Genomic DNA, 25,986 nt, shown 5'->3' with positions numbered 1-25,986 from the left:
TCATTTGAGCCACAGCATGATGCTGGCGAGTTTGACGAAGCCGAGGAAGTTGGCGGCGAGCTTGTCGTATCGGGTGGCGATGCGGCCCGAAGGCGGCGCTCTTCCTTCTTGCTCGCTGCGCTCGCTACCCACCCCTAACCCCTCCCTAAAAGGGAGGGGAATGTCTTTGAGCCACCCCGAAACGAACATCCGCCTCCGGTTTTCGGGTCCGATCCCGTCAGGGATATCGTGCGCTCACGAAATACAGCCCGTCCGGCGGCGCGTTCAGCCCCAGTGCCTGCCGGTCCGCGGCGTCGAGCGCCGCCTTCAGGTCGCGCGCCGACCATTTGCCCTCGCCGACCAGCGCGAGACAGCCGACCATCGACCGCACCTGATGATGCAGGAAGCTGCGCGCGGCGGCCTCGACGATGATTTCCTCCCCATGGCGGCTGACGGTCAGCTTATCGAGGGTCTTCACCGGGCTCTGCGACTGGCAGTTGACCGAGCGGAAGGTGGTGAAGTCATGAAGGCCGAGGAGCAGTTGCGCCGCGTCGTGCATCGCGCCGGCATCGAGCGGGCGGGCGAATTGCCAGGCCAGCCCCTTGTCCCAGGTCAGCGGCGCGCGGCGGTTGACGATGCGATACTCATAGCGGCGCCCGATGCAGGCGAAGCGCGAATGCCAGTCGTCGCTCACCTCTTCGCACGCGATGATCGCGATCGGGGCGGGACGGAGCTGCGCGTTGATCGCCTCCATCAGGCGGAAGGGCGTCAGCGGCTTTTCGATATCGACATGGCCGCGCATCGCGATGGCATGGACCCCGGCGTCGGTGCGCCCGGCGCTGAACACCGCCGCTTCCTCGCCGGTAATGCGCGTGACCGCTTCCTCGATCGTCTGCTGCACGCTCGGCCCGTGCGCCTGCCGCTGCCAGCCCATATAGGGACGGCCGTCATATTCGATGGTCAGGGCAAATCTTGTCATCGCCGCCCCTTAGCCGTTCGCATCGAGCGAAGTCGAGATGCCGGTAGGCCTCGCGCAACTTCGGGTGTCTCGACTTCGGCCAAGGGCCGAAGTTTATCCTGAGCGCCTGCAAGGCAGTCGAAGGGCTCGACACGAACGGAAGTCAGGCGAGGCGCGTGCCCTTTGGTATCGCCCGCCCGCGCAGCAGTTCGGCGGCGTCCATCGCGGGCTTGCCCGCGCGCTGGACGCGCGTCGCGCGGATCGCGCCGGGGTTGCAGGCGATGGTCAGGGCATCGTCGAGCGTGACGCCGGGCTTGGCGCCGGCGACGGTGTCGGCGGGAGGAACGACCTCGGCGGCGAGCAATTTATAGCGTTCGCCGTCGAGTTCGAAGAAGGCGCCGGGCATCGGGTTGAAGGCGCGGATCTGGCGTTCGACCTGCACCGCGCTGGTCAGGAAGTCGAGGCGTGCCTCGCTCTTGTCGATCTTGGCCGCGTAAGTGACGCCCTCGTCGGGCTGGGCGTGCGGCGCGAAGGCGTGGAGGTCGCTCAGCACCCTGACCATCATCAGCGCGCCCATTTCGGCGAGTTCGTCGGTCAGCATCCCGGCACTCTTGCCCGCGACTGGGGTGCGTTCGACCAGCCGCATCGCGCCGGTGTCGAGCCCCGCGTCCATCTGCATGATCGTCACGCCCGTCTCCACATCCCCCGCCAGGATCGCGCGCTGCACCGGCGCCGCGCCGCGCCAGCGCGGCAGGATCGAACCATGGACGTTGAGGCAGCCCTCGCGTGGCGCGTCGAGTACCGCTTGCGGCAGGATCAGGCCGTACGCCGCGACCACCGCGACATCGAGGTCGAGCGCGGCGAAAGCGGCCTGTTCGTCGGTGCCCTTGAGGCTCCCTGGCGTGCGGACGGGCAGGTCATGGTCTTCGGCCCAATTGTGGACGGCGCTTTGCTGCAGCTTCTTGCCGCGCTGCGCGGGGCGGGGGGCTGGGTGTAGACGGCCGCGATCTCGTGCCCCGCGGCATGAAGCGCGGCGAGCGTCGGCACCGCAAAGGGCGGCGTTCCCATGAAGGCGATACGCATGGCTGCGCGCTTTGGCGGAGGATGTGGCGCGGCGCAAGACCGACGCTTCCCACTTTCGTCACCCCGGACTTGATCCGGGGTTTATACCCTTGGAACAAGGAGCGACCCTGTTCCCCGGCGAAAGCCGGGGTCCACGAGGAATGGCGCTGCCCCATCTGGACCCCGGCTTTCGCCGGGGAACACCTACTTGTCGGAAAGGAATAACCACCGACTTGATCCGGGGTGACGAGGGAGGGATATTGTGCACCGATTGCACACTCACTACCACCACCCCATGGCGTCCACCGAAATCGAAGCACTCGTCCAGCAACTCGCGCGGCTCCCCGGCCTCGGTCCGCGGTCGGCGCGGCGGGCGGTGCTGCACCTGATGAAGAAGCGCGAGAGCAGCTTCGCGCCGTTGCTCGCGGCGCTGCAGACGGTGTCCGAACGGCTCGTCACCTGCGGCATTTGCGGCAATGTCGATACGCGGGACCCGTGCGCGATCTGCGCCGACCCGCGCCGCGACGCCCGCAGCCTGTGCGTCGTCGAGGAGGTGTCGGACCTGTGGGCACTCGACAAGTCGCGGCTCTTCCCCGGCAAATATCATGTCCTCGGCGGACGGCTGTCGGCGCTCGAAGGCGTGCGTCCACAGGATCTCAGCATCGACGCCCTCGTCGCACGCGTCGCGGCGGGCGGCATCGACGAGGTGGTGCTCGCGATGAACGCGACGCTGGAAGGGCAGACGACGGCGCATTATCTCGCCGAGCGGCTGGAGGGCTATCCGGTGCGGCTGACGCAGCTGGCGCATGGTTTGCCCGTGGGGGGCGAACTCGACTATCTCGACGAGGGGACGCTGGCGCAGGCGCTCAGGGCGCGACGGCCGGTGGGGTGATATCTCCCGTAACGCAGAAACGGACGTCACGTTTATTGAAAATGTCTGTTTCGAATAGCGTCGTCCCCGGTTGATCATTGTTAGGATAAGCTGGCGGCATACTGGCATTGCTCGGGTAACCCTTTCCGTCGAAGGGCAAGGCGGCACGATGCGGCATCGCCCCGCCGCCTGAAATATGAACGCTGAGGTCGTGCCAGCCGTTATGCGTCGTTTCGAGAACTTCGATGGGCGGCCAGCCGAGAGAAATGTCGCCGACAAGTTCGAATTTATCTCCGATCGGCGTTAACACCATCAATCCGCACCCACCGGTTCCGCAATTGCAGGAGTCGATCACATAGATGATCCGTTCCATTCGGCCATCATTGTCGAGGTCGTAGAAGGCTTCTTCGAATTCAGGAACTTTGGGTGATTTTGCGGCCAGCAAGTCATAGGCATTGCGATAGGCCCCGGAACCGGGTTCGGGTTTGGCGGCTGAGCGTGGTCTTCTTCTCGGGAGCGTTGGGTGCGCCGCATGCGCTTAACATTACAAAGGACAGGGTGAGCAGGGGGACAAGAGCGTGACGCATGGGCTGGACCATAGGCTCGGTCGCGCTTTACTCCTAGTAGCCCCTTGACCCAAGTCATCGGTGACCATACCTCGCACCCATGGCCCTTTTACCCATCATAGAAACCCCCGATCCACGGCTGCGCGTCATTTCGAAGCCCGTCGAGACCTTCGACGCCGAGCTCAAGACGCTGATCGCCGACATGTTCGAGACGATGTACGACGCCCCCGGCATCGGGCTGGCCGCGATCCAGGTCGGGGTGCCGAAGCGCATCCTGGTGATCGACCTGCAGGAGCCCGATCCCGAGGACGAGGAGGGCAAGAAGGTCATCCGCAACCCGCGCGTTTTCATCAATCCCGTTTTTTCGGACGAGAGCGAGGAGCATAGCGTCTATCAGGAGGGCTGCCTGTCGGTCCCCGAGCAATATGCCGATGTGACGCGGCCCGCCGAGGTCACCGTCGACTGGCAGGACGCGGACGGCAACAGGCACCGCGAGCGCATGACCGGGCTGATGGCGACGTGCATCCAGCACGAGCACGACCACCTGGAGGGCATTCTCTTCATCGACCATCTGTCGCGGCTGAAGCGCGAGATGGTGCTGAAGAAGCTCGCGAAGCTGCGCAAGGCGGCCTGATCTTCTCAGCCCCTGCCCCTTGCGGGGAGGGGTTGGAGAGGGGGTATCGCGCACTTGTGCGCGAAGAGAATCCTTTTCCGCCTCGACGTTTTCGAGATTCTTATGCGGCGCAGACGCGCCGGGCACCCCCCCCTTTATCCCATCCCGTAAAGGGAGGGGAGGTGCAGCTTAGCCGGCGGCCTTCGCCACGCCCACCATCGCGGGACGCAGCAGGCGGTCCTTCATCATGTAGCCCGCCTGCATTTCCTGTACGATCGTTCCCGGCTCCTTGTCGCTCGGGATTTCGAGCATCGCCTGATGCTGGTTCGGGTCGAGCGGCAGGCCGACCGCCGCGATGCGGGTGATGCCGTGGCGTTCGAACACGCTCAGCAGTTCGCGCTCGGTGGCTTCGAGGCCGGTGAGGAGCGGCTTGATGCCCTCATCCTCGCGCTGTTCGGGGGTCAGCGCGGCGAGCGCGCGGCCGAGATTGTCGGCGACCGACAATATGTCGCGCGCGAATTTGGTCGCGGCATAGGCGTGCGCGTCGGCGACCTCCTTTTCGGCGCGGCGGCGGACGTTCTGCGTCTCGGCGCGGGCGTAGAGCAGGTCCTGCTGCACCGCCGCGAGTTGTTCGGCGAGCTTGGCCGCCTCGTCGGTCTCACCCGGCGTGGTTTCGGTCGCATCGGCCTCGGCCGCGACATTTTCGGGGGTCAGCGCCTCGTCGGCGGGCGTGTCATTCTCGATATTCGTCATAAACCTATCGTATCAGTCTGGAGAGGGATTGAGCGGTGAAATCCACCATGGGCACGATGCGGGCATAGTTCAAGCGCGTCGGGCCGATCACGCCCACCACGCCGACCACGCGTCCGTCGGCGCCGCGGTAGGGCGCCGCTATCACGGACGAGCCCGAAAGCGAGAATAATTTATTCTCCGACCCGATGAAAATTCGCGTCGCGCTGCCCTCGCGCGCGCTGTCGAGCAGCTGCGCGATATCCTGCTTGGTTTCGAGTTCGTCGAGCAATTGCCGCACGCGGTCGAGGTCGCCCACCGCGCTGTCGTCGAGCAGATTCGCCTGGCCGCGCACGATCAGCACCGGTCGGTCGGCGCCGTCGGAGGACCAGATGGCGAGCCCGCGCGACACCAGGTCCTGCGCGGCGCGGTCGATCGCGATGCGTTCGGCCTCGATCTCGCGGCGGACGCGCTCCATGGCGTCGCTTAGCGTCAGGCCCGACAGGGTGGCGCTGATATAATTGCCCGCCTCGACGAGCGCCGACGGGGCGAGGCCCGGCGGAATGTCGATGACGCGGTTCTCGACCGACCCGTCGCCCGCGACGAGCACCACGAGCGACTGGCTGGCCGACAGCGGCACGAAGGCGAGCTGTTTGAGCACCCGCTCATGCTTGGGCACGAGGATAAGCCCGGCGCAGGCCGACAGGCCCGACAGCGCGGCGGTCGCCTGCGCCAGCGCGCTTTCGATCGGCCCGCTCTCGGACAGGCTCGCCTCGATCTGCGCGCGGTCCTCCGCCGAAGGTTCGGCGACCTGCATCATGCCGTCGACGAAGAGGCGGAGGCCCTGTTCGGTCGGCAGGCGGCCGGCGCTGGTATGCGGGCTGGCGAGCAGGCCGAACTCTTCCAGATCCTGCATGACATTGCGGATCGAGGCCGAGCGAGAGGTTGAGCGCGGCGAGCTTCGACAGCGTGCGCGAGCCGACCGGCTGGCCGGTTTCGAGATAGGCGTCGACCACGAGCCGGAACACATCGCGTGCGCGCGTCGTCAGTTCGGTGATCGGCGGGGTGGTCATGGGCAAGATTTAGGGATGCAAGGGGGTGGGGGCAAGCATCGCTGCTATTGGTTCGCACAAAGCCACGAAGCCACAAAGATGGTGATGGCTGCAACGCGGCATTCTCCTTCGACATCGCCTCTGGGCCCGAGCGATGAGGAGAGTATGCCCTGCCGGTCCCGACCCTCTTTGTGTCTTTGTGGCTTTGTGCGAGACTGCTCTGGTCTCACACGAAGGTGCAAAGGCTCGAAGAATGGCGCGAAGGAATCTGGATGCCCCCTTTTGCCGGAATAGTGAAAAGTGGTGCAATTTGGGTGTGTCGTGCCTAGCCTCCTTGCCGGGGAGAACAGCATGACCGCACGCCCGCTCGACCGCGACGATCCGCTCGACGATTTCGATCATCGCGACATCGTCCTGCTCGGCCGCAAGCATCGCGTTTACACGATGGGCAGCGGCCCCGCGGTGATCGTGATGACCGAAATGCCCGGCATCAGCCCGCATGTGACGCGCTTCGCGCGCTGGGTCCGCGATGCGGGCTTCACCGTCTATATGCCGCACATCTTCGGAAAGGACGGCGCCGTGCCGCGGATGCCCGGCGCGCTGTTCACGATCCTTGGCGGCTGCGTCAGCCGCCAGTTCCGCGCCTTTCAGGCCAATGAAAGCTCGCCCGCGACGCAGTGGCTGCGCGCGCTCGCGGCGCAGGCGCACAAGGAATGCGGCGGCAAGGGCGTCGGCGCGATCGGCATGTGCTTCACCGGCAATTTCGCGCTGTCGATGATGCTCGAACCCGCCGTGCTGGCGCCGGTGCTGGCGCAGCCGTCGCTGCCGCTGAACGATCCCGCGGGCATGCATATCGCCCCCGACGAACTCGCCGCGGTGAAGGCGCGGATGGAGGCCGAGGACCTGACCGTGCTCGCCTATCGTTTCGAGGGCGACAAATATTGCAAGGCCGCGCGCTTCGCCGCCTACGAAGACGCGCTCGGCGACCGCTTCATCGGCAAGGTGCTGCCCGACGCGGCGGCGAACCCCGACAGCCCTATGAAGAACCCGCACAGCGTGGTGACGATCCACCTGATCGACGAGGCGGGGCAGCCGACGGTCGAGGCGCGCGACGAAATCCTCGATTTCTTTCGGACGCGGTTGTGTGATTGAACGCTATTTATGCGATCAATCGGTCAGATGGAGCGTTTCGGGTTTGAGCAGTTCGGGAAGATTCGCGGGCAGCGTCATCGCCTCGGGCATGAGGCCCACATAAGGCGCAAAGGCGGCGTCGATGAGCGCAATATTGTCGGATTGCGCTGCCCCGCAACTTTGACCTGCCCGCCGTGCCTCTCTCGCACCAAGAAATGTCAGTGCTGCCACCATATCGTCGGCGCGTTCGATAACCAGCAAGTGCGGGCCATCGTCGTCGCTGCCCGTGTCGCTGAGGGGGGCATGGTGATCGCAGCCCGGTGACAAGGTTGGCGGAAAAGCCATATCTTCAATGGTTTCCCATTGCTGTTGCCATCGGAGTTCCGAGATCTCGTTCTGGAGCAATTCCATTTGTTCCGACGTGAGCCGGATTGACGATCGTGCCACGACATCGGGAGCGTTCGGATCCGATGTCGACGAGCCATCCCCAAAATCCATGATCGGCACGCACAGGCCGTTCTGGCGGCGCTGGAGGTACCAGATCGATAGCAACGCGCCATCGCGCTCCACTGTGATCCATCGCGACAGCGGGCAATCGCCCAATCGTGCTGGCTGGCCATGGTCTATACCACCGATGTAGGTGAGTTCGGAGATGGCAGGCCTGTCATTCGCCGATCCGATTGATGTGGCCAGCGCGACGCTGATGGCGAGCAAGGTGGCGATCGTTACGGCGGCGAGAGGTCCGGAGCGCATGGCGCGATCATAACTCGCCAGTGGTCAAAGTCGATGACCTTGAAGACTCGCCAAGCGTTTCCGACACCGCTAAGCGCCGCCGAACACATCCACAGGAGAATCCCCCATGCGCCCTTCCGGCCGCGCGCCCGACCAGATGCGCCCCATCGGCATTGAGACCGAATTCACCATCCATGCCGAGGGCAGCGTGCTCGTCAGTTTCGGCAACACCAAGGTGCTGGTCACCGCCAGCGTCGACGAAAAGGTGCCGCCCTTCCTGCGCGGCAAGGGGCAGGGCTGGGTCACCGCGGAATATGGCATGCTGCCCCGCGCGACGCACACGCGCGGCAGCCGCGAGGCGGCGAAGGGCAAGCAGTCGGGACGCACGCAGGAAATCCAGCGGCTGATCGGGCGGTCCTTGCGCGCCGTCGTCGATTTCCAGAAGCTCGGCGAGCGGCAGATCGTGATCGACTGCGACGTGATCCAGGCCGACGGCGGCACGCGCACCGCGTCGATCTCGGGCGCGTGGGTCGCGCTGCGGCTCGCGGTCGACAAGCTGATCGCGTCGGGCGCGATCACCGCGGACCCGATCGAGGACCAGGTCGCGGCGATCTCGTGCGGCATCTATCAGGGCACGCCGGTGCTCGATCTCGATTATGACGAGGATTCGGTCGCCGAGGCCGACGGCAATTTCGTGCTGACCGGGCGCGGCCGGATCGTCGAAGTGCAGGCGAGCGCCGAGGGCGCGACCTATGACGAGGAAGGCCTGCTGCGCCTGCTCCGCCTCGCGCGCATCGGCTGCGCGGAGATTTTCGCGGCGCAGGCGAGGGCGGTGGGGCGATAGGTCGGGATTATTTGGTTCGCGCGAAGACGCGAAGGCGCGAAGAAGAAGATTTGGGCCGACAGGCCCATTTATTCCTCCCCGTCGCGGCTTAACGCGACGTTGGATCAGAAAGCCGCTTCGCGGGAAACGCAACATCTTCGCGCCTTCGCGTCTTCGCGTGAAACCATTATAACCCATCGTTCGCGGCCCAGATTGACGGAAGATCGACACGCATGACCCACCGCAAACTGACCCCCGGCAAGCTCGTCATCGCGAGCCACAATGCGGGCAAGGTGCGCGAGATTCGCGCGCTGCTCTTGCCCTTCGGGATCGAGCCGGTGTCGGCGGGCGATCTCGGCCTGCCCGAGCCCGAGGAGACGGGGACGACCTTTCGCGAAAATGCGCTGCTGAAAGCGCATGCGAGCGCGGCGGCGGCGGGGCTTCCCGCGCTCGCCGACGACAGCGGGCTGGAGGTCGCGGCGCTCGGCGGGCGGCCGGGGGTCTATACCGCTGACTGGGCCGAGCGGCAGTGGTTCGAGGGCAACAAGGGGCGCGACTGGTATCTGGCGATGGGCAAGGTCGAGGGGTTGCTCGCCGAGCAAGGCTCCGACGTCGACCGCAGCGCGCGCTTCGTGTGCACGCTGGCGCTGGCTTGGCCCGATGGGCATGCGGATGTTTACGAAGGTGCCGCGGAGGGTGCATTGACCTGGCCGCCGCGGGGGAAGCTGGGGTTCGGTTATGATCCTGTGTTCGTTCCGGTCGGTAACTCCTTGACTTTCGCGGAGATTGATCCGGAGGAGAAGCATCGGATCAGCCATCGGGCCGATGCTTTCGCCAAATTGGTGGCGGGGGCGTTTTAGTCCCCCTCCCGCTTGCGGGAGGGGCTAGGGGAGGGCCTGTGGCCACCACGGACCAACGAAACATGCCCTCCCGTGCCACGAGTCATGTGCCTCGTGGCACCCCCTCCCGCTTGCGGGAGGGGAGTGAACCGCTCGCCCTCTATGTCCATTGGCCGTTTTGCGTCAGCAAATGCCCCTATTGCGACTTCAACAGCCATGTGCGCGCGTCTGTCGACCAGGACGTCTGGCGCGCGGCCTTGCTGGCGGATTTGCGGCATGAGGCGGGGTTGCTGCCGGGGCGGACCGTGTCGTCGATCTTCTTCGGGGGCGGGACGCCGAGCCTGATGCCGCCGGCGACGGTGGCGGCGGTGATCGCCGAGGCGGAGGCGTTGTGGGGTCTCGCCGAAGATCGCGAGATCACGCTGGAAGCGAACCCCAATTCGGTGGAAGTTGCCGCTTTCGCCGATCTGGCGGCCGCGGGGGTCAATCGTGTTTCGATCGGGGTTCAGAGCTTCGATCCTCAAGTGCTTGAATTTCTGGGACGCGCGCATAGCGGCGACGAGGCGCGGCGCGCGATTGCGGCGGCACAAACTTATTTCCCGCGCGCCAGTTTCGACCTGATCTATGCGCGGCCGGGACAGGGGCTTGGCGCGTGGGAAAAGGAGCTGACGGAGGCGCTGGCGTTCGGGACGGGGCATTTGTCGCTGTACCAGCTGACGATCGAACCGGGGACGCGCTTCGCGACGCTGGCTGCCAAGGGCGAGCTGGTCATCCCCGATGGCGATGCGGCGGCGGATTTGTTCGACGCAACGCAGGCGCTGACGCGCGTGGCGGGGCTGCCGCGCTACGAGGTGTCGAACCATGCCCGGCCGGGCGAGGAGAGCCGGCATAATCTGACCTATTGGCGCTATGGCGATTATGCGGGCGTCGGGCCGGGGGCGCACGGGCGGCGGCTGGGGCAGGCGACCGAGCGGCACAGGAAGCCCGAGAATTTCATCGCGGCGGTGACACGCAACGGCCATGGGCTGAAGGTCGAGACCGACTTGCCCGCGCGGGAACGCGCGACCGAGGCGATGCTGATGGGGCTGCGGCTGAGCGAGGGCGTCGATCTCGCGCGCGTCGAGGCGCGGAGCGGGCTGGGGCGCGAGGCGTTCGTCGATGCGGAGGCGGTGGCGCGGCTTTCGGGCATGCGGCTGATGCGCGCCGGGGGGGATCGGCTGGTCGTGAGCGACGAGGGAATATTGCTGCTCGACTCGATCCTTTCCGAGGTGGTGCGGACGGGCTAGACTTCTCCAAAGTCCGTTCGCCCTGAGCTTGTCGAAGGGCCGTTCTTCCTTTTCGAGGCTGGAAGAAAGGACGGGGCTTCGACAAGCTCAGCCCGAACGGAATATAGATTGGCTGACGGACTGATCCGCGACTGGGATGCCCATCTGACGCACGAGCGGCGGCGGTCGGAGCATACGCGGCGCGCCTATGTCGCGACCGCCGAGCGGTTCGCGGCCTTTCTGTCGGGGCATCATGGCGGCGCGGTCGATGCCGCGATGCTGCGGCGGACGAGCGCGAACGACCTGCGCGCCTATCTGGCGACGCGGCGGGCCGAGGGGCTGGGCAATGCATCGGCGGCGCGCGAACTGTCGGCGCTGCGGGGGTTTCTGCGTTTCGTCGGCGGGGAGGGGGCGACCTTGCCGGCGCTGCGCGGACCGCGCGTCAGGAAGGGCCTGCCGCGCCCCATCGCGCCCGCCGAGGCCTTGCAGTTGGCGCACGATGTCGAGGACAATGCGCGCGAGGGCTGGATCGGCGCGCGCGATTTCGCGCTGCTGCTGCTGCTCTATGGCGCGGGGCTGCGCATCGGCGAGGCGCTGTCGCTGACCGGTGCGGCGCTGCCGCTGGGCGACGTGCTGCGGGTGACGGGCAAGAGGAACAAGACGCGCGTGGTGCCGGTCCTGCCCGCGGTCGCGGCGGCGGTGGCGCGCTATGTCGCGGCCTGTCCCTGGCCGATCGGCAAGGACACTCCGCTGTTTCTCGGCGCGCGCGGCGGGCCGCTGCAGCCCGGCGTTGTGCGCGCGAACGTGCGCTCGGCGCGGCGCGCGCTGGGACTGCCCGAGCGGACGACGCCGCACGCGCTGCGGCACAGCTTCGCGACGCATCTGCTGGCGGGCGGGGCCGATTTGCGGTCGCTGCAGGAACTGCTCGGCCATGCAAGCCTGGCGTCGACGCAGGTCTATACCGCCGTGGACGCGGCGCATCTGCTGGATATTTACCGGAATGCGCATCCGCGCGCTTGAGTTTTTTCCGAAATCCGCTCGCCCTGAGCTTGTCGAAGGGCCGTTCTTCTTTGCGACGTTGAAGAAAAGGACGGTGCTTCGACAAGCTCAGCACAAACGGGGAAGGGATCGCGTTATTTTTCCTCGCTGCCCTTCGGCTTCCACGTAACGACGCGCCACACGTAAAGCAGCACCAACGCACCGATCGCGGCCAGCGCCACCGGGCCGACGAAGGCGTCGAGGTTCGCGAACCGCCCGCCGAACCAGCTGCCCGCGCCCGCCAGCGCGGCGATCCAGATCGTCGAACCCGCGGCGGTCCAGACCAGGAACTGGAGCTGGTTCATCCGCACCATGCCCGCGGGCAGCGACACCATCGTGCGCGCGACGGGCATGAAGCGCGCGACGAAGACGATCGCGGGGCCGTATTTCAGGAACCAGCCGTGCAGCCGCTGAACCTCGGCCCAGTCGAGCGTCAGCCAGCGGCCGTGGCGGTCGATGAAGGGTTTCAGCCGCTCGTAGCCGATCCAGCGCCCGATCGCGTACCAGACCCAATTGCCCGCGGTGGTCCCGGCGACCGCGACCGCGACGAGGGTCCAGAAATCGAAGCGGCCCTGCGCGACGGCGATGCCGCCGAGGCCCATGATGACTTCGGAGGGGATGGGCGGAAAGACATTTTCGAGCAGCATCAGCACGAAGATGCCGAAATAGCCCCAGCCTTGGATCAGATCGAGAATGAAGTCGGTCATGGTTGGAGCAACGCGGCGGAGCGTCAACCGATCCGCCGTTTGATCGCGTCCCAGATCAGGCCCGCCGTATCGCTGTTGTTGAAACGGTCGATCGCGACGATGCCGGTGGGCGAGGTGACGTTGATTTCGGTCAGCCATTCGCCGCCGATCACGTCGATGCCGACGAAGATCAGCCCGCGTTCGCGCAGCGCCGGGCCGAGCGCGGCGCAGATTTCCTTTTCGCGCGGCGTCAGCTCCGCCGCTTCGGCGTAGCCGCCGACCGCGAGGTTCGAGCGGAATTCGCCTTCGCCAGGCTTGCGGTTGATCGCGCCCGCGACCTCGCCGTCGACGAGCACGATGCGCTTGTCGCCTTGGCTGACGCTGGGCAGGAACTGCTGGACCATGAAGGGTTCGGGCCAGACCTGGCCGAACAGCTCGACCAGCGCGCCGAGGTTGGTGCCCTGCTCGTCGATGCGGAACACCGCCTTGCCGCCGTTGCCGTGCAGCGGCTTGATGACGACGGCGCCGTAGCGCGACTGGAAATCCTTCGTCGCCTCGAGGCTGCGGGTGACCATGGTCGGCGGCATGAACTGCGGGAAGTCGAGCACGAAGACCTTTTCGGGCGCGTTGCGGACCGAGACGGGGTCGTTGACGACGAGCGTCTCGTCCTTGATCCGTTCGAGCAGCCAGGTGCCGGTCAGGTAACCGAGATCGAAGGGCGGGTCCTGCCGCATCAGCACCACGTCGGTATCGCGGCCGAGGTCGAGCAGTACTTCGTCGCCGAAGCTGTAATGCGCGCCGGGCTCGCGCTTCGCGTCGAGAATGCGGTGCGCCCTGGTGGTCAGCCGCCCGGCCTCCCAGGTGAGGCCGCGGACGTCGTAATGATAGAGGGTGTAGCCGCGTTCGAGTGCCTTCAGGATCAGGTGGAAGCTGCTGTCGCCGTTGATGTTGATGCCATCCATCGGGTCCATTTGCACGGCTGCGCGCAGGGTCATGTTTTGCTCCATCACGAATAAACCGTTAGCCCTGAGCTTGTCGAAGGGCTGTGCTTCCTTTCTCCGACGTCAAAGATAGGACGGTGCTTCGACAAGCTCAGCACGAACGGAAGAAGAGGCGGCTCTCCATCTGGTCAAGGCTGCCAGACGTGGACCAGATGGCGTGGCAGGCGGCCGGGCGCAAGCAGCATCACGTCGATCCGTATGGCGTCCTGCGGCCGGGCGAAGCGCGGGGACAGGATTTCGGCGGCCGCGGCGACGCGGCGCAGGCGATATTGGTCGATCGCGAGATCGAGGTCGGCGGCCTTGTCGCGCCATTTGACCTCGACGAAGGCGATGGTGCGGCCGCGGCGCGCGACCAGATCGACCTCGCCGGCGGGGACGCGGAGGCGCTGGCCCAATATCCGCCAGCCGTGGAGGCGGAGCCACCAGGCGGCGCGGCGTTCGGCCTTGCGCCCGCGCGCTTCGGCCTCGGCGCGTTTCATGCCGGGTCTTTCAGCGCAAGCGCGCGCGCGTAGATTTCGTGGCGATCGAGGCCGAAGCGTTTGGCGACCGCCTTCGCGGCCTGGGCGACCGGCTTGTCGGCCATCGCCTCGCGCAGCGCGGCGTCGAGCGTCGCGTCGTCGGCACTTTCGGGGACGGCGTCGCCGGGCGGCGCGACGACGATGACGATCTCGCCCCTGGGCGGCGCGTCGGCGTAGCGCGCGGCGAGTTCGGAGAGCGTGCCGGTGACGCATTGTTCGTAGATCTTGGTGATTTCGCGCGCGACGGCGGCGTCGCGGTCGCCGAGGCCGTCGGCGAGCGCCGCGAGCGATGCCGACAGGCGCGGGCCGCTTTCGTAGAAGACGAGCGTGGCGCGCAGCCCCGCGAATTCGGCGATGGTGCCGGCGCGCGCCTTGGCCTTGCTCGGCAGGAAGCCCGCGAAGAGGAAACGGTCGCTCGGCAGCCCCGACAGGGTGATCGCGGCGATCGCGGCGCAGGGGCCGGGCAGGGTGGTGACATGCCGCCCCGCCGCGCGGGCATCGCGCACCAGCTTGTAGCCGGGGTCGGAGATCAGCGGGGTGCCGGCGTCCGACACCAAAACGACAACTTCACCGGCCATGCGCGCAACCAGCGCGGCGCGCGCGCGTTCGTCGCTATGGTCGTGATAGGGGGTCATCGAAATCCGCAAACCCAGGTGCGCCAGCAGCTTCGCGGTCACGCGCGTGTCTTCGGCGGCGATCACGTCGGCGCGGGCGAGCGTCGCCGCGGCGCGAGCCGAAATGTCGCCAAGGTTGCCGATAGGGGTCGCGACGATATAGAGTCCGGGCAAGGGAGAATCTGAGATGGTCGAATCCGGCATGTTGCCGCAAATGGCAGAAACTGCTGCCGAGCGCCAAAATAATGCGTCGCCGCGGCGGCAGATGCTGCGGATGGCGGCGACGCTGGCGATGGCGGGGCTGCTCGCGGCGTGCCAGGTGGTGCCGAAAGCGACGGGGCCGGTCGAGGCACCGCCGCCCGAAAAGCCGCGCGGACACGATCGAACCCGGCCTGCCGACCGACACCGACCGCCACCGCGTCGCATTGCTGGTGCCGCAGACCGGCCCCAATGCCGATGTCGGCATGGCGATCGCCAATGCGACGACGCTGGCGATGCTCGACACCAAGACCGAACGCGTGCGCATCACCACCTATGACACCGCGCTCGGCGCGAGCGCGGCGGCGCGGCAGGCGATCGCCGACGGCAACAAGCTGATCCTCGGCCCGCTGCTCAGCGAAGACGTCACGCTGGTGGCGCCGATCGCGCGCGAAGCGAAGGTGCCGGTGCTCAGCTTCTCGAACGACAGCGGCATCGCGGGCAACGGCGTGTTCATCATGGGCTTCGTCCCCGGCCAAGCGGTCGATCGCGTCGTCAAATATGCGCGCGGCAAGGGACATGTCCGTTTCGGCGCGCTGGTGCCCAAGAATGTCTATGGCGACCGCTCGGCGGCGGCGCTCCGCGCCGCGGTGACGGAGGCGGGCGGCACGCTCGTCGCGGTCGAAACCTATGACCGCAGCGCGACCGCGCTGACCGGCGCCGCGCGGCGGCTGGCCAACGGCGGCGCGATGGACGCGGTACTGATCGCCGATTCGGGCAGCAACGCGATCCGCGCGGTGCCGATCATCAAGGGCACCGGCGGCAAGCAGATCCTCGGCACCGAACTGTGGAATACCGAAGCCTCGCTCGGCGGCAATGCGGCGATGCGCGGATCGTGGTTCGCCAGCGTATCCGATGGCCTCTACGGCCAGATGGCGGGCAGCTACCGGACGCGCTTCGGCAAGGCGCCGTACCGGCTCGCCAGCCTGGGCTATGATTCGGTGCTGCTGACGGTGCGCATCGCGCGCGACTGGAAACCGGGAACGGCCTTTCCGATGAACCGGCTGCTCGCCGCCGACGGTTTCGGCGGCATCGACGGTATTTTCCGGTTCGACAACCGCGGCATCGCGATCCGCGCGCTCGAGGTCAGCGAAGTGGGGGCGGGCGGTTTCCGCACGATCGACCCCGCGCCGACCAAATGGCCGCAGTGACCTGGAGCGGCCTGGCGCCGCTGACGAGGGGCGTGGCCTGACCGCCACAGTCGGGTGAAAAGCGGCTCTGCCTGCCACGGGCAGCCTTTACGAATGCGATGCGTTCCCTATATGAGCGTGGCGCGCGGCGGCTTCGATTCCGCGCGCCCATCATCAACGACCCGGAGATACAGCTATACCACCGCCCATGACCCGCCGCCCGATGGCGCCGCTGCCGCCGAAGAACGGCCCGCGATACAATGAATTCATCGCCTCGCCCAAGGTCCGCGTGATCGACGAGGAAGGCGAAAATCTGGGCGTCATGCTGACTGCTGAAGCGATCGAACAGGCGGCCTCGGTCGGCCTCGATCTGGTCGAAGTATCCCCGAACGCCGATCCGCCGGTGTGCAAGTTCCTCGACGTGGGCAAATATAAATACGAGGCCCAGAAAAAGGCGAACCTGGCGCGCAAGAGCCAGAAGACGCAGGAAATCAAAGAGATCAAGATGCGTCCGAACATCGACGATCATGATTTCGACGTGAAGATGAAGAAGGTCTTCGACTTTCTGGAGGAAGGCGACAAGGTCAAGATGACCATGCGCTTCCGCGGCCGCGAGATGAGCCACACCCAGCTCGGCCTCAACGTGCTGCAGCGCGTCGCCGAACTGACGGCCGACGTCGCGAAGATCGAGGCGCATCCGCGCACCGAAGGCCGCCAGATGCTGATGGTGATCGCGCCGAAATAGACGCGGCCTTTGGCCTGAAGAGATAGAGGGCGGTCGTTCCAGCGGAACGGCCGCCCGTTTCGTTTGGCGATCCTGTGCTTTGCAAGGATCGGCGCTGCATGACAGGTTTTTGGACGGTAGCGGGCATAGCTGACCTGATCCCCGGCGAAGGCCGGGGTCCAGAGCGTAACAACGCAACGCTAGGCTTTCTACCGCTCTGGACCCCGGCCTTCGCCGGGGAACGGGGGAAGGCTGAAACCGGGCAATCGGGTGAAACCGCCTTATAAATCCCGTTCGTGTCGAGCGAAGTCGAGACACCCCGAAGGCGTGCCTGACTGCTGGGTGTCTCGACTCCGCTCGACACGAACGGGAATAGAGGAGCGTCTGGAATCCACACCAAAACCGCCGTTGGTCGGCGGTTCAGCCTCCCCAGTCATGCGTCAGGCTGGTGCGGCCCGTCGTGCGGCCGTTTTCGTCGAAGCGGCGCTCGACCATCATCACGCGCCCGGCGCGCGAGACCGCAATCAGGGTGCTGCAGCGGGTGCCATAGACGGGGCCGGGCAGGAACAGCGCTAGGCGCGTCGCTTTCGGCAAGCGATGCCATCAGCGCGCTGAAATCGGGATCGGGCTTTTTGACCTGGCGGCGCAGCAGGCCGGCAAGGCGGTCGGCGCGCGGGCAGGGCTGGTCGACGGGTTCGTTGGCGAGCGCATGGATGCCGCGATCGAGCGCGTCGATGCGCGGCGCCGGACGGTTGCTGAGCAGGCGGACCTCGTCCCCGGCGATGGCGAACAGGTTGAAGGCGTTGAAGCGGTCGAGGTCGGCAGGGGCCGGGTCGGCGAAGCGCCCGTCGCCGCGCAGCATGTCGACGACGAGCGCGCCGCGCGAGTCCTTGGCGGGATCGGGCATGGCGCCGCGCACATTGGTCACCACGACGATGCGGCGCTGCTTGGGCTGGACGCCGAGCCACGTCCCGCCCGCCTGAAGGTCGCGGCCCGCGATGATATCGCTGCCGTCGTCCCATGCCTGCATGGCTGCGGCGGGGCGGGCGTGGAATTCGTCGCGGTTGCCGACGAGGATCAGGGGCCAGTCCTCATGGACCTGCCAGGCAAGGGCGACGACGCACATGGCGCGCATATCGGGCCTCGCGCGCGCTTTGCCAAGCCACTTGACGAACGACTTGATTGAGTATTCAATCAAGTCGTCAGGGACTCGCTTCGGGAGATGCGCGATGGCCGACGAATTTGCGACGATGGCGGAAAATCTGCGGACGAAGACGGGCAGGACGCTCGACGAATGGATCGCGGTCGCGCGGGCGAGCGGGATCGGCGCGCATATGGCGCTGGTCAAGCATCTGAAGTCGGACCATGGGCTGGGTCACGGCTATGCCAATATGATCGTCCATGCCGCCAACGCCTCCTCCTCGCTGTCGCAGGACGATGACGCGCTGGTCGCGGCGGCGTTCGACGGGGCGAAGGCGCATTGGCGCCCGCTCTACGACCGGCTGGTGGCGCTGGCGCAGGGGTTCGGCGGCGACGTCGAGCTGGCGCCCAAGAAGGGCTATGTCAGCCTGCGCCGCAAGAAACAGTTCGCGCTGCTGATGCCGTCGACCAGGGACCGGTTCGACATCGGGCTGGCGCTGAAGGGCGAGGCCCCGGCGGGCTGGCTCGAGCTGGCGGGAAGCTGGAATGCGATGGTGTCGCACCGGGTACGCATCGCGGCGGACGAGGATGCCGGCGACGATGTAACGGGCTGGCTGCGCGCCGCCTATGACCGGGCGGGCTGAGGAGAATGCCATGAACGCCGCCGACACGCGCAACCGCATCCTGATGACCGCGATGGAGCTGTTCTGGGAGAAGGGCTATCTGTCGACCTCGGTCTCCGACATATTGTCGCGCAGCCAGGTCCATTCGGGCAGCCTCTATCATTTCTTTCCCGGCAAGCAGGATGTGCTCGTCGGGGTGCTCGAACTCTATCGCGACGGGATCGAGGAGATGCTGCTCGCGCCGAACTGGGAGGGGGTCGAGGATCCGATCGAGCGCATCTTCGCGCTGCTCGCCGGATACCGCACCCACCTGATCGTCACCGACTGCACCTATGGCTGCCCGATCGGCAGCCTCGCGCTCGAAATCCACGAGCCCGACCCGGTGGTGCGCGAGCTGATGGCGGCGAATTTCTCCAACTGGTCGGCGGCGATCGCCGCGCTGTTTCGAAGCGGCCGCCGATCGCCTGCCGCCGACGACCGACCGCAAGGCGCTCGGCGAATTCGTGCTGACGGTGATGGAGGGCGCGGTCATGCAGGCGCGCACCTATCGCGACATCGGCTATTTCGACCGCAACATCGCTGTATTGCGCGACTATATCACCACGTTGCTGGCGGCGGCGAAATCTGCTATTCCGGTCTAGGTTTTCTGGGGAGGGAAGTCATGAACATTGCCGTCAAAACGCCGTGGCATCTGTGGGTGGTCGGGGTTGTATCGTTCCTGTGGAATTGCATCGGAGCATCCGACTACACCTTTACCAAGATGAAGAGCCAATGGTATCTGGTCGAGGTCGGCGGGTTCAAACCCGAACAGATTGCGTGGATCGAATCCTTCCCGCTGTGGGCGAACCTCGCCTGGGCGTGCGGCGTCTGGGGCGCGCTGCTGGGGTCGGTCCTGTTGCTGCTGCGCAGCCGCCATGCGGTCGCCGCCTTCGCCGTGTCGCTCGCGGGGCTGGTGGTCAACGGGCTGTACCAGTTCGTGGTTGCCGAACGCAGCGCGACCGAAATGCTGGGCGGCGGCGCGATCTATTTCACCCTGTTCATCGGCGTGACGGTCGTCGCGATGCTCCTCTATGCGCGCGCGATGGCCGCGAAGGGCGTGCTGCGCTGAGGGGCGGCTTTGGGGTGGGGAGCGGACATTTGAGGAATGAACCGGTTTCCCCTCCCGCCTGCGGGAGGGGAGATAAACGTCCCCTTTCGCCCGAAACCGGACCTTCGCCCCGGCTCACCGCGCCCGGATGAAGGTCCGCACATCCTCCGACAATTTATGCCGGTCCTCGTCGCGGATATACATCATGTGGCCCGCGCCATAATAGGTGTAGTGGATGCGATCCTGCGGGATGCCGGTGCGCGACAGCGCATATTCGGCGGCGAAAAAGGGCGTCGCGAAGTCGTAATAGCCCTGCGCGACGAGCACCCTGAGCCCCGAATTCTCGCGCAATGCCTGCCCGATGTACGGCGCGACGTTGAGATAGGCGTTGGTATCGCGGCCGCCGATCCGCCAGTCCCACGGCCCGACGTTGCCGATCGCCTGATATTCGCGGTCGGTCTTGAACCCCAGGCCGTCGCGCGCCCAGCTGTTGATCGCAGCGGTATAGGACGCGTCGATGCCATAGAAGCTGGGGTCGTTGTCCGGGCCTTCGCCGGCATTGTCGTAATCCTTGCCGGTGTAGCGGCTGTCGAGGCGGCCGACGGTGAGGCCGCGGTCGCGCAGCAGTTCCTTGTAGAAACGGCCGGGCGTGACGCGCAGGTCCGCCTGTTCGAGATAGGTTTCGGAAAGGCCGGTGAAGCGCGCCAGTTCGCGGCGGATCGCCGCGCGTTCCTCGCCCTGCAGCTTCTGGCCCTTGAGCAGCGCGCTGGCATAGGGGCCGATCGCCCATTGCCGCGCTTCCTCGACGAAGGCCTCGACCGACGCGGCCTGCGCCTTGCCGTGATAGAGGGCGGTCGCGGCCATCGAGGGCAGGTTGGTGATCGGCGACAGCTCGTTGCCCGGCGTGTCGGCGCCCGCCGCGAAATCGAGCACGGTCGAGATCAGGATGATGCCGTTCAAGGCGACGTCGTTATAGGTGTCGTTCATCAGCTCGTTGGCGACCGCCGCCGAACGGGTGGTGCCATAGCTTTCGCCCCCGAGATATTTGGGGCTGTTCCAGCGGCCATTGTCGTTGAGCCACAGCCGGATGACCTGGGCGACCGCCTTCGCATCCTGCGTCACGCCATAATATTTCGCCGGGTCGGTCTTGCCGATCAGGTGCGAGAAACCGGTGCCCGGCGGGTCGATGAACACCACGTCGGTGACGTCGAGCAGCGCGTCGGGATTATCGACGATGGGATAGGGCGGTGCGCCGTCGTCGGTGCCGTCGCCGGGGATGGCGACGCGCTTCGGCCCGAAGGCGCCCATCATGAGCCAGACGGTGCCCGATCCGGGACCGCCGTTGAACAGGAAGGTAACCGGGCGGCTGGGATCGCGCGGTTCCTTGACATAGGATGTGGTGACGACGGCGGCCTCGGGGGTGCCGTCGGGGTTCTTCAGGATCGTCTCGCCGATCGTCGCGGCGTAATTGATGCGCTGGCCGCCGAAGGTGCCGCCGAGCTTCGTCGTGCGGACTTGCGGGATGATCTCGGCGGGCTTTTCGGCTTTCGCCTTGTCGGCGGATGCATCCTGCGCATGGGCTGAGACCGGCGCGGCAAAGGCGAGCGCCAGGGTGATGAGCGACGGACCCGATTTCATGGATGTTTCTCCCCGGTTGGAGCGCGGACGCTAATCCGGGCGCGGGGAGGGGGCAAGGCCGCTGGTCGGCACCCGGCCGCCATTTGTCGAAGGGTCAGGCGGCCTTGGGCCGGACCGTCAATTGCAGGCCCAGCGCATCGAGTACGGCGGTCAAAGTCTGAAGCGTCGGATTGCCGTTTTCGGACAAGGCGGCGTAAAGTGCCTGACGGCCCAGCCCGGTCTGACGCGCGATTTCGGTCATCCCCTTCGAGCGGGCGACGGTACCGAGCGCGCGGGCAATATGTTTCGCGTCATTCCCTTCCATCGCCGCTTCCAGATAATATCGGATGTCCTCGGCGGTTTCGAGATAGTCGGCCGGGTCAAAGGGCAGTGTCTTCAAACCCATCATTTGCTTCCTTTGCTAGCATCTTCGCTCGCGCGATGTCGCGTGCCTGGCTATCCTTGTCTCCGCCCGACAACAGCAGAACCAACCTGTCACGTTGCCACATGAAATAGATCTCGATATCCGGGGCCGAAGGCAAAGCGCAATTCATATATGCCGTCGCCGACGGACTTCGCGTCTCCGACATGGCCAAATGCCAGCCGGTCCAGGCGATCGACGATGCGGGATTTCGCCAGCCGATCCCGCAACGTAAGAAGCCACTTGTCGAACTGCGTCGTCCGAACGATTTGAATAGCCTGTCCTTCATACAGGACAGGTGGCGGATTGTCAATTGGCTCGTCCACGGGCGATCATCCTTTCGCGGATCGCGTGCCATGGGATTTTGGCGGCTGTTACCGCCGTCAGCTAGATGGCGAGGCCTTCGACTTGTCCGAAACGGACGCGTCTAGCGCCCCCATTTCGTCTTGCTCTGCTTGCCGAACCGCCCTTTGCGCGTGCCCGGCTTGCCCTCGTTCGAGCGGCCCACGCGCGGAGCGACGTGCTCGTCGGGCGGCAGGCCCAGTTCGTCGGCCTCCAGCTTGCGGATTTCGTCGCGCAAGCGGCCGGCTTCCTCGAATTCCAGGTCCGCCGCCGCGTCGCGCATCCTCTTTTCGAGGTCCTGGATGTACGCGCGCAGGTTGTGGCCGACCATGTGCTGCGGCTTGTCCTCGCCGATGTCGATGACGACCCCGTCCTTCGACGCGACATGCGCGATGATGTCGCCGATGTTGCGCTTGATTGTCGTCGGGGTAATGCCGTGCGCCTCGTTATAGGCGCGCTGCTTTTCGCGGCGGCGGTCGGTCTCGCGCATCGCGCGTTCCATGCTGCCGGTGATGCGGTCGGCGTAGAGGATGACGCGGCCGTCGACGTTGCGCGCCGCGCGGCCGATCGTCTGGACGAGGCTGGTTTCGCTGCGCAGGAAGCCCTCCTTGTCGGCATCGAGGATCGCGACCAGCCCGCATTCGGGAATGTCGAGCCCCTCGCGCAGCAGGTTGATGCCGACGAGCACGTCGAACACGCCCAAACGCAGGTCGCGGATGATCTCGATGCGCTCCAATGTCTCGACGTCCGAGTGCATGTAGCGGACCTTCAGCCCCGCCTCGTGGAGGAATTCGGTCAGATCCTCGGCCATGCGCTTGGTCAGCGTGGTGACGAGGGTGCGATATCCCGCCGCGGCGGTCGCCTTGGCCTCCATGATCAGGTCGTCGACCTGTTCCTCGACCGGCTTGATGAATACCGGCGGGTCGATCAGGCCGGTGGGGCGGATCACCTGTTCGGCGAACACGCCCTGCGTGCGGTCCATTTCCCAGGTGCCGGGGGTCGCCGAGACGCTGACCGTCTGCGGACGCATGACGTCCCATTCGGCGAAGCGCAAGGGGCGGTTGTCGATGCACGAGGGCAGGCGGAAGCCATATTCGGCCAGCGTGATCTTGCGGCGATGGTCGCCCTTCGACATCGCGCCGATCTGCGGGATCGTCTGGTGGCTTTCGTCGACGAAGAGCAGGGCATTGTCGGGCAGATATTCGAACAGGGTCGGCGGCGGCTCGCCGGGCAGGCGGCCGGTGAGGAAGCGGCTGTAATTCTCGATCCCCGCGCAGCTTCCTGTCGCCGCGATCATTTCGAGGTCGAAATTGGTGCGCTGTTCGAGCCGCTGGGCTTCGAGCAGACGGCCTTCGGCCTCCAGCTCTTTCAGCCGCTCGGCCAGCTCGTGCCGGATCGCCTCGGTCGCCTGCTTCAGCGTCGGGCCGGGAGTCACATAGTGGCTGTTCGCATAGACGCGCACATAGTTGAGGCTCGCGATCTTCTTGCCGGTCAGCGGGTCGAATTCGGTGATCTCCTCGATCTCGTCGCCGAAGAAACTGACGCGCCACGCCATATCCTCATAATGCGAGGGGAAGATTTCCAGAGAGTCCCCCCGCACGCGGAAATTGCCGCGTGCGAACGCCTGGTCGTTGCGCTTGTACTGGAGCGCGACGAGCTTGCGGATGATCTCGCGATTGTCGGCGACCTGCCCCTTCTTGAGGTCGAAGATCATCGCCGAATAGGTCTCGACCGAGCCGATGCCGTAGAGGCACGACACCGACGCGACGATGATCACGTCGTCGCGTTCGAGCAGCGCGCGCGTCGCCGAGTGGCGCATCCGGTCGATCGCCTCGTTCACGCTCGACTCTTTTTCGATATAGGTGTCGGACCGCGGCACATAGGCCTCGGGCTGGTAATAGTCGTAATAGCTGACGAAATATTCGACCGCATTGTTCGGGAAGAAGCTCTTGAACTCGCCGTAGAGCTGCGCCGCGAGGATCTTGTTCGGGGCGAGGATCAGCGCCGGGCGCTGCAATTCCTCGATCACCTTCGCCATGGTGAAGGTCTTGCCCGACCCGGTGACGCCGAGCAGCACCTGGTCGCGCTCGCCTTCGCGCGCGGTCGAGACCAGTTCGCGGATCGCGGTCGGCTGGTCGCCCGCGGGCTCATAATCGCTGACCAGTTCGAAGGGCTTGCCGCCCTCGACCTTGTCGGGGCGCGCGGGGCGGTGCGGGACATAATCGGCCGCGGTGTCGATTTCGTCGAGCGAGGTGCGAATCTGAATTGCCATCGCCGCCAATATGGTGAGGATGCCGCCCGTCCACAATCGGACTCGGCAGGGGAGAAGCCATGAAAAAGACTCTGATGCTCGCGATCGCCAGCAGCCTCGTTCTCGCGGCATGCGGCGACAAGGCCGCCACCGACGGAAAAACCGGCAAAGCTGCGTCGAACGAACCCGCCGTCAAGCCGCAGCCGGGAAGCTGGACCTCGAAGATCGAGGTGGTCGATATCAAGGGTGAGGGCGTTCCGGCCAATGCCAAGGACCAGATGAACCAGATGTTCGCCGGCATGAGCGGCATCAGCGTCTGCCTGACCCCCGAAGCGGCGGCGAAGGAAGATATCGCCACGAAAATGTCGAACATGGGCGCGCAGGGCCGCGACTGCACGATCGATGAAGAGAATAACAGCGGCACCTCCGTCGATTTCGCCACGACCTGCAAGGGGGCTGGCGGCAATATGAAGATCGCGGCCAAGGGCACGAGCGATGCGACGGCGCAGGACGTGACGATGACGATGACCGCGCTCAAGGCCGACGGCAGCGAGGAAGGCACGATCGTCATGCGCGTGACCAGCGCGCGCAAGGGCGAGTGCGGTCCGGGTGACATCACGCCGCCCACACCTGCCGCCAAGAGCTGACCGGGCCCACAAGGTGCTGGGTTATGTGACCATGGGCACCGACGACATCGACCGGGCGCGCGGATTTTATTCCGCGCTGCTCGGGACGATCGGTGCCACCGAGCTGATGCGCAGTTCGGATACCGAAGCGAACGGTTTTACCCTCTATGGCACCGGCTGGGGCCAGCCGGGGATCGCGGTGACGCGGCCCTATGACGGCCAAGCCCACCGATCGGGGCAACGGCCACATGGCGGCGATCGCCGTCGACGAACGGACCAAGGTCGATGCGCTGCACGCCAGGGCGCTCGAACTCGGCGGGACGTGCGAGGGGCCGCCGGGCGTGCGCGGCGAGGAAGGCGCGCAGGCCTTTTATGCCGCCTATTTCCGCGATCCCGACGGCAACAAGCTTTGCGCGTTCCGGATCGGGCTCGGCCTGAGCGCCGCCTGGCTCGACCGGCGCCGGACGCCGCTGCTTGCGGGACTCGCGGCAGGGCTGGTCGCGGTCGCCGCGGCGCTGCTCGCCGGAGAGGGGCCGCCGCAGCAGGCGCTCCTCGCCGCGCGCTGGACGGCGCGGACCGCGGCGCCGGTCTTCCTTGTCGCCTATCTGGCTTCCAGCCTTTGGCGGCTGTGGCCGGGGCCGGTCACCGCGGCCTTGCTCAAGCGGCGGCGTCAATGGGGGCTCGGCTTCGCGCTCGCGCATTCGATCCATCTCGCCGCGCTGCTGGTGAACATCATCGTCTTCCGCCCGCGCCCGGTGTCGACGCTGGTCGGCGGTGGGCTGGCCTATTTGCTGATCTATCTGATGGCGCTGACGTCGAACGACGCGTCGCAGCGGCTGTTGGGGCGGTGGTGGACATGGCTGCACCGCATCGGCATCCATTATGTCTGGCTGATCTTCGTCATCAGCTACACGAGCCGCGCGATCCACGCCGACCCCGCCTATCATGTCGAAGGCCGGGTTCTGGCGCCGCTCTTCCTTGCCGCGCTGGCGCTTCGCCTCTATGCGCGGCACAAGCGATGAAGATGGCGCGCCGGACAGGGGCGCCCGATGTTTGGGCGGCAAGGGACGGATGGACTTGCCGGGCGGCGAAAAGGGTGGGGCCATTTCGCCGCCCGGCGAAGTCGCTGTGTATGAAGCCGGCAAATCATGCGATGGATGCCAGGGACCAGCTCGCACCTATCGATTCATCGGCCTCAATTCGTCTTCCCGGGCAAGGCCCGGGCCAGACGGCAACGTCATAGGGGACGTCACCACCATCACAGAATGACCGAAATGGGACAAGTCGTTG

General features: G+C 66.0%; 26 protein-coding genes and 4 pseudogenes. 13 read left to right on the top strand and 17 right to left on the bottom strand.

Annotated features, from left to right (window positions below; genetic code table 11):
• From N0A20_RS11130 to fmt, 3 genes and pseudogenes are all read right to left on the bottom strand, one after another.
• A pseudogene (locus N0A20_RS11130) lies at positions 1 to 84 on the bottom strand (IS5/IS1182 family transposase); the annotation flags it as partial.
• Between the two features lie 133 nt (positions 85 to 217).
• Entirely contained in the window at positions 218 to 958 is a 741-nt protein-coding gene (gene truA / locus N0A20_RS11125; RefSeq protein ID WP_260580480.1) for a tRNA pseudouridine(38-40) synthase TruA, read from the bottom strand.
• Between the two features lie 142 nt (positions 959 to 1,100).
• Positions 1,101 to 2,020 (bottom strand): annotated as a pseudogene (gene fmt / locus N0A20_RS11120) (methionyl-tRNA formyltransferase).
• 274 nt (positions 2,021 to 2,294) lie between these two features.
• On the opposite strand from fmt, the gene recR reads away from it, so the two are divergent.
• Positions 2,295 to 2,891, top strand: a complete 597-nt coding sequence (gene recR, locus N0A20_RS11115; protein WP_260580479.1) for a recombination mediator RecR — start codon at positions 2,295 to 2,297, stop codon at positions 2,889 to 2,891.
• Here the strand turns inward: recR and N0A20_RS11110 are convergent.
• Entirely contained in the window at positions 2,866 to 3,315 is a 450-nt protein-coding gene (locus N0A20_RS11110; protein WP_260580478.1) for a hypothetical protein, read from the bottom strand. The genes recR and N0A20_RS11110 overlap by 26 nt on opposite strands.
• A gap of 221 nt (positions 3,316 to 3,536) precedes the next feature.
• Here N0A20_RS11110 and def point away from each other — a divergent pair, with 221 nt between their 5' ends.
• On the top strand, positions 3,537 to 4,070 hold the full coding sequence (gene def / locus N0A20_RS11105; RefSeq protein ID WP_260580477.1) for a peptide deformylase: 534 nt from the start codon (positions 3,537 to 3,539) through the stop codon (positions 4,068 to 4,070).
• 168 nt (positions 4,071 to 4,238) lie between these two features.
• On the opposite strand, the gene grpE is transcribed toward def, so the two are convergent.
• Both grpE and hrcA read right to left on the bottom strand, forming a co-directional pair.
• Complete coding sequence (gene grpE / locus N0A20_RS11100; RefSeq protein ID WP_260580476.1) at positions 4,239 to 4,802, bottom strand: nucleotide exchange factor GrpE; 564 nt, start codon at positions 4,800 to 4,802, stop codon at positions 4,239 to 4,241.
• A 4-nt stretch (positions 4,803 to 4,806) separates the two neighbouring features.
• A pseudogene (gene hrcA / locus N0A20_RS11095) lies at positions 4,807 to 5,851 on the bottom strand (heat-inducible transcriptional repressor HrcA).
• A 330-nt stretch (positions 5,852 to 6,181) separates the two neighbouring features.
• On the opposite strand from hrcA, the gene N0A20_RS11090 reads away from it, so the two are divergent.
• Entirely contained in the window at positions 6,182 to 6,982 is an 801-nt protein-coding gene (locus N0A20_RS11090; protein ID WP_260580475.1) for a dienelactone hydrolase family protein, read from the top strand.
• Positions 6,983 to 6,997: 15 nt separating this feature from the next.
• On the opposite strand, the gene N0A20_RS11085 is transcribed toward N0A20_RS11090, so the two are convergent.
• A complete protein-coding gene (locus tag N0A20_RS11085) occupies positions 6,998 to 7,675 on the bottom strand; it encodes a hypothetical protein (protein WP_260580474.1) in 678 nt (225 codons plus the stop codon).
• A 145-nt stretch (positions 7,676 to 7,820) separates the two neighbouring features.
• On the opposite strand from N0A20_RS11085, the gene rph reads away from it, so the two are divergent.
• From rph to N0A20_RS11065, 4 genes are all read left to right on the top strand, one after another.
• Complete coding sequence (gene rph / locus N0A20_RS11080) at positions 7,821 to 8,537, top strand: ribonuclease PH (protein ID WP_260580473.1); 717 nt, start codon at positions 7,821 to 7,823, stop codon at positions 8,535 to 8,537.
• 212 nt (positions 8,538 to 8,749) lie between these two features.
• The gene (gene rdgB, locus N0A20_RS11075; protein ID WP_260580472.1) at positions 8,750 to 9,376 is read left to right on the top strand and encodes an RdgB/HAM1 family non-canonical purine NTP pyrophosphatase; all 627 of its coding nucleotides are present in this window, start codon (positions 8,750 to 8,752) and stop codon (positions 9,374 to 9,376) included.
• A gap of 62 nt (positions 9,377 to 9,438) precedes the next feature.
• Positions 9,439 to 10,641 carry a radical SAM family heme chaperone HemW gene (hemW, locus tag N0A20_RS11070; protein ID WP_260580471.1) on the top strand — a complete coding sequence of 401 codons (1,203 nt, stop codon included), beginning with the start codon at positions 9,439 to 9,441 and terminating at the stop codon, positions 10,639 to 10,641.
• Between the two features lie 108 nt (positions 10,642 to 10,749).
• Complete coding sequence (locus N0A20_RS11065; protein ID WP_260580470.1) at positions 10,750 to 11,640, top strand: tyrosine-type recombinase/integrase; 891 nt, start codon at positions 10,750 to 10,752, stop codon at positions 11,638 to 11,640.
• A 113-nt stretch (positions 11,641 to 11,753) separates the two neighbouring features.
• Here the strand turns inward: N0A20_RS11065 and N0A20_RS11060 are convergent, their stop codons facing one another.
• The 4 genes from N0A20_RS11060 to rsmI form a co-directional block, all read right to left on the bottom strand.
• On the bottom strand, positions 11,754 to 12,365 hold the full coding sequence (locus N0A20_RS11060) for a DedA family protein (protein ID WP_260580469.1): 612 nt from the start codon (positions 12,363 to 12,365) through the stop codon (positions 11,754 to 11,756).
• A gap of 23 nt (positions 12,366 to 12,388) precedes the next feature.
• Positions 12,389 to 13,339, bottom strand: coding sequence for a glutathione synthase (gene gshB / locus N0A20_RS11055; RefSeq protein ID WP_260580468.1), 951 nt, complete (start codon positions 13,337 to 13,339; stop codon positions 12,389 to 12,391).
• A 134-nt stretch (positions 13,340 to 13,473) separates the two neighbouring features.
• Entirely contained in the window at positions 13,474 to 13,824 is a 351-nt protein-coding gene (locus N0A20_RS11050) for a YraN family protein (RefSeq protein WP_260580467.1), read from the bottom strand.
• The gene (rsmI, locus tag N0A20_RS11045) at positions 13,821 to 14,681 is read right to left on the bottom strand and encodes a 16S rRNA (cytidine(1402)-2'-O)-methyltransferase (RefSeq protein WP_260580466.1); all 861 of its coding nucleotides are present in this window, start codon (positions 14,679 to 14,681) and stop codon (positions 13,821 to 13,823) included. Before rsmI ends, N0A20_RS11050 begins: the two co-directional genes overlap by 4 nt.
• A gap of 227 nt (positions 14,682 to 14,908) precedes the next feature.
• Here rsmI and N0A20_RS11040 point away from each other — a divergent pair, with 227 nt between their 5' ends.
• Complete coding sequence (locus tag N0A20_RS11040) at positions 14,909 to 15,886, top strand: penicillin-binding protein activator (protein ID WP_312846529.1); 978 nt, start codon at positions 14,909 to 14,911, stop codon at positions 15,884 to 15,886.
• 187 nt (positions 15,887 to 16,073) lie between these two features.
• Positions 16,074 to 16,610, top strand: a complete 537-nt coding sequence (infC, locus tag N0A20_RS11035) for a translation initiation factor IF-3 (protein WP_260580465.1) — start codon at positions 16,074 to 16,076, stop codon at positions 16,608 to 16,610.
• A gap of 399 nt (positions 16,611 to 17,009) precedes the next feature.
• Here infC and N0A20_RS20735 read toward each other — a convergent pair whose 3' ends face one another.
• Positions 17,010 to 17,183: an NRDE family protein gene (locus N0A20_RS20735; protein ID WP_409574677.1), complete on the bottom strand. Its 174-nt coding sequence runs from the start codon at positions 17,181 to 17,183 to the stop codon at positions 17,010 to 17,012.
• A gap of 58 nt (positions 17,184 to 17,241) precedes the next feature.
• A pseudogene (locus N0A20_RS11030) lies at positions 17,242 to 17,715 on the bottom strand (NRDE family protein); the annotation flags it as partial.
• A 103-nt stretch (positions 17,716 to 17,818) separates the two neighbouring features.
• On the opposite strand from N0A20_RS11030, the gene N0A20_RS11025 reads away from it, so the two are divergent.
• Positions 17,819 to 18,373: a DUF4287 domain-containing protein gene (locus tag N0A20_RS11025; protein ID WP_260580463.1), complete on the top strand. Its 555-nt coding sequence runs from the start codon at positions 17,819 to 17,821 to the stop codon at positions 18,371 to 18,373.
• Positions 18,374 to 18,383: 10 nt separating this feature from the next.
• The gene (locus N0A20_RS11020) at positions 18,384 to 19,460 is read left to right on the top strand and encodes a TetR/AcrR family transcriptional regulator (RefSeq protein WP_260580462.1); all 1,077 of its coding nucleotides are present in this window, start codon (positions 18,384 to 18,386) and stop codon (positions 19,458 to 19,460) included.
• Positions 19,461 to 19,574: 114 nt separating this feature from the next.
• Here N0A20_RS11020 and N0A20_RS11015 read toward each other — a convergent pair whose 3' ends face one another.
• The 4 genes from N0A20_RS11015 to uvrB all read right to left on the bottom strand — a co-directional run bounded on the left by N0A20_RS11015 (position 19,575) and on the right by uvrB (position 24,091).
• The gene (locus tag N0A20_RS11015) at positions 19,575 to 21,077 is read right to left on the bottom strand and encodes a S10 family peptidase (protein WP_260580461.1); all 1,503 of its coding nucleotides are present in this window, start codon (positions 21,075 to 21,077) and stop codon (positions 19,575 to 19,577) included.
• Positions 21,078 to 21,171: 94 nt separating this feature from the next.
• Positions 21,172 to 21,462 carry an addiction module antidote protein gene (locus N0A20_RS11010; protein WP_260580460.1) on the bottom strand — a complete coding sequence of 97 codons (291 nt, stop codon included), beginning with the start codon at positions 21,460 to 21,462 and terminating at the stop codon, positions 21,172 to 21,174.
• A gap of 89 nt (positions 21,463 to 21,551) precedes the next feature.
• Positions 21,552 to 21,803: a type II toxin-antitoxin system RelE/ParE family toxin gene (locus tag N0A20_RS11005; protein WP_260580459.1), complete on the bottom strand. Its 252-nt coding sequence runs from the start codon at positions 21,801 to 21,803 to the stop codon at positions 21,552 to 21,554.
• Positions 21,804 to 21,904: 101 nt separating this feature from the next.
• Positions 21,905 to 24,091, bottom strand: coding sequence for an excinuclease ABC subunit UvrB (uvrB, locus tag N0A20_RS11000; protein WP_260580458.1), 2,187 nt, complete (start codon positions 24,089 to 24,091; stop codon positions 21,905 to 21,907).
• Between the two features lie 59 nt (positions 24,092 to 24,150).
• On the opposite strand from uvrB, the gene N0A20_RS10995 reads away from it, so the two are divergent.
• Complete coding sequence (locus N0A20_RS10995; RefSeq protein WP_260580457.1) at positions 24,151 to 24,717, top strand: DUF3617 domain-containing protein; 567 nt, start codon at positions 24,151 to 24,153, stop codon at positions 24,715 to 24,717.
• 191 nt (positions 24,718 to 24,908) lie between these two features.
• Complete coding sequence (locus N0A20_RS20155) at positions 24,909 to 25,718, top strand: VOC family protein (protein WP_312846528.1); 810 nt, start codon at positions 24,909 to 24,911, stop codon at positions 25,716 to 25,718.
• Positions 25,719 to 25,986: the final 268 nt, after the last annotated feature.

It is taken from the genome of Sphingopyxis sp. PET50, assembly GCF_025244705.1.
Classification (GTDB): Bacteria; Pseudomonadota; Alphaproteobacteria; order Sphingomonadales; family Sphingomonadaceae; genus Sphingopyxis.
This window is presented reverse-complemented; position numbering and strand designations above follow the sequence as displayed.

Excerpts from the sequence above, each read along its gene's own strand:
- truA (WP_260580480.1), bottom strand. The coding sequence starts at position 958 with ATGACAAGATTTGCCCTGACCATCGAATATGACGGCCGTCCCTATATG.
- recR (WP_260580479.1), top strand. The coding sequence starts at position 2,295 with ATGGCGTCCACCGAAATCGAAGCACTCGTCCAGCAACTCGCGCGGCTC.
- def (WP_260580477.1), top strand. The coding sequence starts at position 3,537 with ATGGCCCTTTTACCCATCATAGAAACCCCCGATCCACGGCTGCGCGTC.
- grpE (WP_260580476.1), bottom strand. The coding sequence starts at position 4,802 with ATGACGAATATCGAGAATGACACGCCCGCCGACGAGGCGCTGACCCCC.
- N0A20_RS11090 (WP_260580475.1), top strand. The coding sequence starts at position 6,182 with ATGACCGCACGCCCGCTCGACCGCGACGATCCGCTCGACGATTTCGAT.
- rph (WP_260580473.1), top strand. The coding sequence starts at position 7,821 with ATGCGCCCTTCCGGCCGCGCGCCCGACCAGATGCGCCCCATCGGCATT.
- rdgB (WP_260580472.1), top strand. The coding sequence starts at position 8,750 with ATGACCCACCGCAAACTGACCCCCGGCAAGCTCGTCATCGCGAGCCAC.
- hemW (WP_260580471.1), top strand. The coding sequence starts at position 9,439 with ATGCCCTCCCGTGCCACGAGTCATGTGCCTCGTGGCACCCCCTCCCGC.
- N0A20_RS11060 (WP_260580469.1), bottom strand. The coding sequence starts at position 12,365 with ATGACCGACTTCATTCTCGATCTGATCCAAGGCTGGGGCTATTTCGGC.
- gshB (WP_260580468.1), bottom strand. The coding sequence starts at position 13,339 with ATGACCCTGCGCGCAGCCGTGCAAATGGACCCGATGGATGGCATCAAC.
- N0A20_RS11050 (WP_260580467.1), bottom strand. The coding sequence starts at position 13,824 with ATGAAACGCGCCGAGGCCGAAGCGCGCGGGCGCAAGGCCGAACGCCGC.
- rsmI (WP_260580466.1), bottom strand. The coding sequence starts at position 14,681 with ATGCCGGATTCGACCATCTCAGATTCTCCCTTGCCCGGACTCTATATC.
- infC (WP_260580465.1), top strand. The coding sequence starts at position 16,074 with ATGACCCGCCGCCCGATGGCGCCGCTGCCGCCGAAGAACGGCCCGCGA.
- N0A20_RS11025 (WP_260580463.1), top strand. The coding sequence starts at position 17,819 with ATGGCCGACGAATTTGCGACGATGGCGGAAAATCTGCGGACGAAGACG.
- N0A20_RS11020 (WP_260580462.1), top strand. The coding sequence starts at position 18,384 with ATGAACGCCGCCGACACGCGCAACCGCATCCTGATGACCGCGATGGAG.
- N0A20_RS11015 (WP_260580461.1), bottom strand. The coding sequence starts at position 21,077 with ATGAAATCGGGTCCGTCGCTCATCACCCTGGCGCTCGCCTTTGCCGCG.
- N0A20_RS11010 (WP_260580460.1), bottom strand. The coding sequence starts at position 21,462 with ATGGGTTTGAAGACACTGCCCTTTGACCCGGCCGACTATCTCGAAACC.
- uvrB (WP_260580458.1), bottom strand. The coding sequence starts at position 24,091 with ATGGCAATTCAGATTCGCACCTCGCTCGACGAAATCGACACCGCGGCC.
- N0A20_RS10995 (WP_260580457.1), top strand. The coding sequence starts at position 24,151 with ATGAAAAAGACTCTGATGCTCGCGATCGCCAGCAGCCTCGTTCTCGCG.
- N0A20_RS20155 (WP_312846528.1), top strand. The coding sequence starts at position 24,909 with ATGACGGCCAAGCCCACCGATCGGGGCAACGGCCACATGGCGGCGATC.